The organism is Desulfofundulus thermobenzoicus (genome assembly GCF_009428905.1).
GTDB classification, from domain to species: Bacteria; Bacillota; Desulfotomaculia; order Desulfotomaculales; family Desulfovirgulaceae; genus Desulfofundulus_A; species Desulfofundulus_A thermobenzoicus.
This window is the reverse complement of sequence record NZ_WHYR01000114.1, coordinates 1-1,499: the sequence shown is the minus strand read 5'-3', so window position 1 is coordinate 1,499 and position 1,499 is coordinate 1. Positions and strand designations below refer to the sequence as shown.

At 53.0% G+C, this 1,499-nt stretch carries 1 protein-coding gene; it reads right to left on the bottom strand.

Translation table 11 applies throughout. The features are described from left to right. Nucleotides 1-145 precede the first annotated feature (145 nt). Nucleotides 146-1,499: amino acid permease (locus GFC01_RS17735; RefSeq protein ID WP_152948474.1), on the bottom strand; the 1,354-nt coding region annotated here is incomplete at its 5' end.

The window sequence follows — 1,499 nt, the reverse complement described above, 5'->3', positions numbered from 1 at the left end:
GCGAATATTTAACATGAGACCTCACACTCCTTTAGCTTGATTTTTGGTGTTTTTTGGGCGCGCGAGGTCTCATTTCTTTTTCAGGGGGCTGATCCCCTTCTGGTGCCTACTGAAATTTTACACGGCCTCTTCCGGGTGATAATACTTATTCACCGGCGGGCATCCTGTACCGGCGCCTGAAAAAAAGGAGAAAAATCATCACGTATACCGTGGCCAACAACATGCCGCTGATCATCCCGGCCATCTGGCTGCGGGCCAGGGGAACCGAGAGCATTACCACCAGCAGTAAAAGCAGGGAAGTATAGGGCAAATAGGGATACCCCGGCACGGTAAAGGGCGCCTTAAACCGGGACAGCTTTTGCCGGAAGCGAATGTATGTAATGGTAATTACAATCCAGTTAAATAAGGAAATAAAGCCGCTGGCACTGGCCACAAAAACAAAAACTTTTCTGGGGAGCAAATAGGCCAGGATAACAGCGAAACCTAAAAAAATGCTGCTGGCAATCAGCGCCCTGGTAGGTATCCCCCGACGGTCGGTTTTTAACAAAAACCGGGGCGCTTCATGTCTATCCGCCAGGGATCCGAGCATCCTGGTCACACCGAACATGGTGGTGTTCATGCTGGAAAGCACCGCCGTCAGTATAATGGCGTTTAACAAATGGCTACCAAAGGGGATGTGTAACTGTTCAAAAACCGCCACAAAGGGACTGGAACTAACCGGAACGGCGTACCAGGGCAAAAGACCCACCAGTACTAAAATGGCACCGGTATACAGGAGGGTCACCGTCAACCCGGTACCCATGACCGCCCGGGGAATGGTACGTCTGGGATTATTGGCCTGTGCCGTCGTCAAGCAGACCACCTGAATACCGTTATAGGCAAATATAACCAGCAAAAGGGAAGCGAAGACCCCTTTTATACCCTGGGGCAGAAACCCCCCATGGGCAAAATAATTCTGTGTTCCCACCGGCGGCAGACCCGGCCACCGCCCGGTTAAAACGGTTAGCCCGACCAGGATGAACGAAAGCAAAGCAATGATTTTTATCCCCGAAAAAAACCCCTCAATGCGGGTAAAGCCACGGATATCCAGCAGGTTCACACCAGTAATCAAAAGAGAGAAAAACAGGCTGAATACCCACAACGGCCAACCCGGCAGCCACCAGTGCATCAGCAGGGCAGAGGCGGTCACTTCAGTGGCCATACCGAGCACCCCTGAGGACCAATACATCCAGCCGGTGACAAAACCCATGAGGGGACCCAGGTAACGGTTGGCATAGTCACTGAAGGCTCCCTTGGAGGGCCAGGCGGCTTCCATTTCCGCCAGATAAAGCATTACCGGTATGACCATCAGGGCACTGAGCAGGTAAGATAAGACCGCAGCCGGACCTGCAATGCGCACCGGGATGCCGCTGGCCACAAAAATACCGGCTCCGACAACGCCGGCCAGGCCAATCATAATAATCTCGAGGGTACCGATTCCCCTGGCAGCTGCTCCCACC